The organism is Pseudomonas sp. 05N434, assembly GCF_056396965.1.
In genome coordinates this window covers 1-5604 of sequence record NZ_JBFTMK010000333.1, presented here as the reverse complement: position 1 = coordinate 5604, position 5604 = coordinate 1, and the positions used below count along the sequence as shown (strand labels likewise).

Sequence of the window (5604 nt, the reverse complement as noted above, 5' to 3'; positions counted from 1 at the left end):
GCATGGCGTTAACCGAAAGCGGCATGGTGTACTACGAAAAAGTGAAACGTATAGCGCGTGATCTCGAATCGGCGCAAAGCGCGATCACCAGCGCGCAGACTCAACTCCAAGGGCGACTGTGCATCGCTTCTACCTCCGCTTTCGGGCGGCATGTGTTGGCGCCACTAATCGCCGGCTTCGCTGCACGTTACCCACGCCTGATACTTGAACTCTCGACCACAGATCGCAAAATTAATCATATTCAAGAAGGCATTGATCTGAGCCTGCGGATAAAACCACAACTAGAAGAGGGGATCGTCGCTCGCAAGATCGTTTCAGTCCCTTTTATCATCTGCGCGTCACCCATCTATTTGGAGCGAGCCGGCTGGCCACGCGATCCTGAAGAACTCCAGCACCATGCCTGTCTACCGTTTCGCTACCCGCTAGACGGACGCTTTCTACGTTGGGGTTTTATCCGGGATGGGCAACGTTACGACGCTACTCTCAATGCGACCGCAATCAGCGACGATGTTGACGCTCTAGCCCAAATGGCCGTCCGTGGCGCGGGAATAACCCGTTTGGCGGAGTTCGTGGCGGCGCCCTTTATCGAAAGTGGCCAACTCGTTCCTCTGTTTGAACATCGCCACGCTTCAACTTATGCCTACGCTGAACCGCTCGATATTTATGTATGCGTCCAGGAACGCGCCGCCATCACACCCAAGGTCAAAGCTTTTATGCATTATTTGACTGAACATCTGGAAATGCGCTGGCCGATGGAAAATACCTTTACGGCGTCCTGATACGGTGCTTTGCCGCCTTTATAAATTCAATGGCCAAACTTTGCATCGGATAACAGTTACGAACTGCTGCTTGCCGGTGACTGCGGCCGATTGCAGCCTGATTCAACGGGCAGCTTCGGGTCGTATGCCGCCCTTCGCAATAAACCGCAATAGCCCAAAAGCAGTCAATTTCGCTCCATTTCGGCTACCCTCACAAAGCGCCACGCAGCAATCACCTTGTGCCAGGCGCCTCGACATTCTTCCGTAAATGCACCGGAGATCTTCCATGCTCAAGCGTACCCTGGCACTGGCCGTCGGCTTGTCCTTGTCTTTTTGCACCCTGCTGGCGCAAGCCGCCGAGACCCTGAAAGTCAGCGCGATTCCTGATGAAGCCCCGACCGAACTGCTGCGCAAGTTCAAGCCGCTTGGCGCCTATCTGGAACAACAATTGGGCATGAAGGTCGAGTTCGTACCTGTAAGCGACTATCCGGCGGTGGTCGAGGCACTGGCTACCGATCGCATCGATCTGGCCTGGCTGGGCGGCTTCACGTTCGTGCAGGCACGCCTGAAAACCGGCAATGCCATTCCGTTGGTGCAGCGTGAACAGGACGCCCAATTCACCAGCAAATTCATCACCGCCGACCCTGCCGTCAAGTCCCTCGCCGATCTCAAGGGCAAGACCTTTGCCTTCGGCTCGGTGTCCTCCACTTCCGGCAGTCTGATGCCGCGCTATTTCATGCTCAAGGAAGGCATCAAGCCGGAGACCTACTTCAGTCGCGTCGGCTACTCCGGCGCCCATGACGCCACCGTTGCCTGGGTCCAGGCTGGCAAGGTCGACGCCGGGGTGCTCAACGCCAGCGTGTGGGAAAAACTGGTCGCCGCCGGCAAGGTCGATACCACCAAGGTCAAAGTGTTTTCGACCACCCCTGCGTACTTCGACTACAACTGGACGGTGCGCGGAACCCTCGACCCGGCGCTGGCGGCCAAGATAAAGGCTGCGTTCCTGGCGCTCGATCCGGCGAACCCGAGGGACAAGGAGATTCTGGACCTGCAGGCCGCCAGCCGCTTCATCGAAACCAAGCCTGAGAACTACAAGGGCATCGAGGAAGCCGCACGCGCCGCCGAACTGCTCAAATGACATTGCATCTGACCCAGGTCAGCCTTACCCACGCCAACGGCGTCCAGGCGCTGCGTGGCGTGGACCTGCACATCGGTGCACGCGAACAGGTCGCGATCATCGGCCCGTCCGGCGCGGGTAAGTCGAGCCTGCTCAACCTGCTGGCCACCGCCCTGCGACCGGGCAACGGCGAGCTGCAGGTGCTCGGCGAGCGCGTCTGGCAGCTTTCTGCCCGTCAGCGTCAGCGGCTGCGCGCGCGTATCGGTCTGATTCATCAGGCGCCTCCCCTGCCTCCCCGCCAGCGCGTGGTCACCGCAGTTCTGGCCGGCAAGCTGGGTCAGTGGGGTCTGGGCAAGAGCCTGCTGAACCTGCTGCATCCGCTGGATGTTCCGGGCGCACGCGCGGCATTGGCCAGGCTGGACCTGAGTGACAAGTTGTTCGCGCATTGCCAGCAACTGTCCGGCGGACAGCTACAGCGCGTGGGCATTGCCCGCGTGTTATATCAAGCGCCCGAGGTGTTGCTGGCCGATGAGCCGGTATCGGCCATGGACCCGGTGTTGGCCCAGCACACGCTTTCGGTGCTGTGCCGCCATGCCCGGGAGCAGAACGTCACCCTGGTCGCCAGCCTGCACGCGGTGGAGCTGGCCCTGGCGCACTTTTCGCGCATCATCGGCTTGCGTGATGGACAGATCCTGTTCGACCTTGCGGCCAGCGCCGTCGATCGCGAGCTGCTCGACAAGCTCTACGCCAATGAGCAGTTGCAGTCCTCGCCGATTCCTCCGGCTCCCTTGAGTGTGCAGATCCCCCGATGCTGACGTCTGACACCCGCGATCCGGCCGCACTGCCCCGTCTGCTGCTCACCCTGCTGGCCCTTGCCTTGCTGTGGCCCGGCATCCGCTTCAGCGAGTTGGACCTCCGTGTGCTGGTGGCGAGTGACAGTCAGAGCGAGATGGGCCGGTTCGTGTCCGCCTTCTGGCCACCGGCCCATGGCGACGAGTTCATCCAGCTGTTGTTGCAAGCCACCCTGCAGACCCTGGCCATCGCCACGGCCGGCATGGCCCTGGCGTTGCTGTTGGCTGTTCCCGCCGGCCTGCTCGCCAGTCGTGCCCTGTCGCTGTCTGCTGCCTCCCGCGCTGGCCACCCGAGCTATTGGGGCCAACTGCTGCGTTGGCCCATACGCGGCTTGCTGATCTTCCTGCGCAGCGTGCCGGAAATTGTCTGGGCCCTGCTGTTCGTGCGCGCCGTCGGCCTCGGCCCGACAGCCGGGGTACTGGCCATTGCCATCACCTACAGCGGCATGTTGGGCAAGGTCTATGCGGAAATTTTCGAGTCGGTCGACCAGCGCCCGGTACACGCGCTACTGCAGTCCGGCAGTGGTCGGCTCGCAGCCTTTTGCTACGGAATCCTGCCCAATGTCGCTGCGGAACTGCTGTCGTACACGGTGTACCGCTGGGAATGCGCAATCCGCGCCTCGGTGGTGATGGGCTTCGTCGGAGCCGGCGGCCTGGGCCAGCAAATGGATTTGTCGTTGCGCATGTTCGCCGGTGGTGAAGTGGCCAGTCTGTTACTGACGTTCCTCGTCCTGGTGCTGCTCGCCGATCAACTCAGCCGCCTGCTGCGCTGGAGGCTGACATGAATCGCCTGTTCAACCTGACACTGCTCCTGTGCATCGGCGCAGCGGTCATCGCCTCGTTCAACTACCTGGGCATCGACCTCGGCGAGCTCGGCGGCGCCGGCAACCTGAAGCAGATGGGCGCTTATGCCCAGCGTTTTCTCAGCCCGGACCTGAGCTCGAGCCATCTACAAGCCATCGGCCACGGCGCCCTGGAAACCCTGGCCATGTCGGCCCTTGGCACCCTGCTCGCGGCGGTGTTCGGCCTGCTATTGGCATTGCCCGCAGCCGGGCGCTACGGCTGGCCTTTGCAGAGCGCGTCACGCCTGGTGCTCAACGCCTTGCGCGCGGTGCCGGAACTGGTATGGGCCGCACTGATGGTCCTGGCCGCCGGGCTCGGCCCCAACGCCGGCACCCTGGCCTTGGCCCTGCACACCACCGGCGTGCTCGGCCGGTTGTTCGCCGAAGCACTGGAARACACCCCACCAGAACCGGCCGACGCCATCCGTTTGCAGGGAGCCAATGCCGTATGGGCGTTCTGTTACGGCACCCTGCCCAATCTGTTGCCACAGCTACTGGCCTACATCCTGTACCGCTGGGAAAACAACATCCGCATGGCCAGTGTGCTCGGCTTCGTCGGCGCCGGTGGTTTGGGGCAAATGCTCTATGTCAGCCTCAGCCTGTTCCAGGAAGCTCAAGCCAGCACGGTTATTCTGGCGATGCTGTTATTGGTCTTGGCCGTCGATACATTGAGTAGCTGGAGCCGTCAGCGTTGGGTCAAGGCTTGAGCCAGGAAAGTCAGCGCCCTTAACCCCACACTTTGTTACCGCATACCCCAGCCGAGTGTAAAAGCCTGCTTAGGTAACAGCCTCGCAGGCTACCTCTCCCCAGCGTTCACCTGCCTGCCAAGCCCATCCCAGAGCGCTGTACGCGCTTTCTCAAGCGCCCAATCGGCGAATTGGCCGGGTGATTGCATATGCTTGTCTGTACAAGTACTTGCGTGTGCATAGGACATTTCGCAACGCAGTACACGCGCTCTTGCGGCACAAGCGCTTTCGATGGTCCCTGGGAATAAAATAATGAAAAAAGCATTTCTCACTCTTTCTGCATTGGCTTTGTGTGTGGCTGCCGGTTCTGCGCTGGCCAAGGAGTACAAGGAGTTGCGCTTTGGCGTCGACCCCTCTTATGCGCCGTTCGAATCCAAGGCCGCCGACGGCGGCCTGGTGGGCTTCGACATCGACTTGGGCAACGCGATCTGCGCGGAGCTGAAGGTCAAGTGCAAGTGGGTCGAAAGCGACTTCGACGGCATGATTCCCGGCCTCAAGGCCAACAAGTTCGATGGCGTGATCTCTTCCATGACCGTCACGCCGGCGCGTGAGAAAGTCATCGATTTCTCGAACGAGCTGTTCTCTGGCCCGACCGCGCTGGTATTCAAGAAAGGCGCGGCCATCGGCATCGATCCGGCCGCCCTCAAGGGCAAGAAAATCGGCTACGAGCAAGGCTCCATCCAGGAAGCCTACGCCAAGGCCGTGCTGGACAAGGCCGGGGTAGAGACCCAGGCCTACGCCAACCAAGACCAGGTGTACGCTGACTTGATCTCCGGACGCCTCGATGCCTCGATCCAGGACATGCTGCAAGCCGAACTGGGCTTCCTGAAGTCGCCACCAGGCGCCGACTTCCAAGTCAGCGAGCCGGTCGAAAATCCCCTCCTTCCAGCCAAGACCGCCGTGGGTCTCACCAAAGGCAACGTCGAGCTCCAGGCCTTGCTGAACAAAGCTATCAAGGCACTGCACGACAATGGCACCTATGTGGCCGTCCAGCAGAAGCACTTTGGCGATCTGAATCTCTACAGCGACAAATAATGACCCTGCGCCCATTTCCGGATGGGCTCTTCTTTGATTGACGTAGGGCTGCTCAATGTTAGAAAACCTATTGCAGATTCTTGGGCTGTCAGACTTTAGCCTCAAGGGTTTCGGCCCGCTGTTGCTGCAAGGCTCCTGGATGACGGTCAAATTATCCTTTCTGTGCTTGCTGGTGAGCGTTGGCCTGGGCCTGATCGGCGCCAGCGCCAAGCTTTCGAAATCGGCACTGCTGCGTGTCCCTGCGCAGGCCTACAC

6 protein-coding genes and 1 pseudogene are annotated in these 5604 nt (G+C 60.6%); all 7 read left to right on the top strand.

The genetic code is table 11. The annotated features are described in order from the left end of the window. Positions 1-779, top strand: a 779-nt coding sequence (locus AC1DLB_RS19715) for a substrate binding domain-containing protein (RefSeq protein ID WP_477785482.1), incomplete at its 5' end; no start/stop codon positions are given. Positions 780-1044: 265 nt separating this feature from the next. Continuing rightward, positions 1045-1896, top strand: a complete 852-nt coding sequence (locus tag AC1DLB_RS19710; protein WP_018925643.1) for a putative selenate ABC transporter substrate-binding protein — start codon at positions 1045-1047, stop codon at positions 1894-1896. Continuing rightward, the gene (locus AC1DLB_RS19705) at positions 1893-2690 is read left to right on the top strand and encodes a phosphonate ABC transporter ATP-binding protein (RefSeq protein ID WP_019648578.1); all 798 of its coding nucleotides are present in this window, start codon (positions 1893-1895) and stop codon (positions 2688-2690) included. The genes AC1DLB_RS19710 and AC1DLB_RS19705 overlap by 4 nt, the downstream gene beginning before the upstream one ends. Beyond that, positions 2684-3511 carry a phosphonate ABC transporter, permease protein PhnE gene (phnE, locus tag AC1DLB_RS19700; protein ID WP_018925641.1) on the top strand — a complete coding sequence of 276 codons (828 nt, stop codon included), beginning with the start codon at positions 2684-2686 and terminating at the stop codon, positions 3509-3511. The genes AC1DLB_RS19705 and phnE (AC1DLB_RS19700) overlap by 7 nt, the downstream gene beginning before the upstream one ends. Further along, on the top strand, positions 3508-4275 hold the full coding sequence (phnE, locus tag AC1DLB_RS19695) for a phosphonate ABC transporter, permease protein PhnE (RefSeq protein ID WP_477785481.1): 768 nt from the start codon (positions 3508-3510) through the stop codon (positions 4273-4275). The genes phnE (AC1DLB_RS19700) and phnE (AC1DLB_RS19695) overlap by 4 nt, the downstream gene beginning before the upstream one ends. A gap of 291 nt (positions 4276-4566) precedes the next feature. Then, entirely contained in the window at positions 4567-5349 is a 783-nt protein-coding gene (locus AC1DLB_RS19690) for a transporter substrate-binding domain-containing protein (protein WP_477744676.1), read from the top strand. A 55-nt stretch (positions 5350-5404) separates the two neighbouring features. Beyond that, positions 5405-5604, top strand: a pseudogene (locus tag AC1DLB_RS19685) (amino acid ABC transporter permease); the annotation flags it as partial.

Bases quoted from the DNA above. Each gene is read 5' to 3' on its own strand.
- AC1DLB_RS19710 (WP_018925643.1), top strand. From the start codon at position 1,045: ATGCTCAAGCGTACCCTGGCACTGGCCGTCGGCTTGTCCTTGTCTTTT.
- AC1DLB_RS19705 (WP_019648578.1), top strand. From the start codon at position 1,893: ATGACATTGCATCTGACCCAGGTCAGCCTTACCCACGCCAACGGCGTC.
- phnE (WP_018925641.1), top strand. From the start codon at position 2,684: ATGCTGACGTCTGACACCCGCGATCCGGCCGCACTGCCCCGTCTGCTG.
- AC1DLB_RS19690 (WP_477744676.1), top strand. From the start codon at position 4,567: ATGAAAAAAGCATTTCTCACTCTTTCTGCATTGGCTTTGTGTGTGGCT.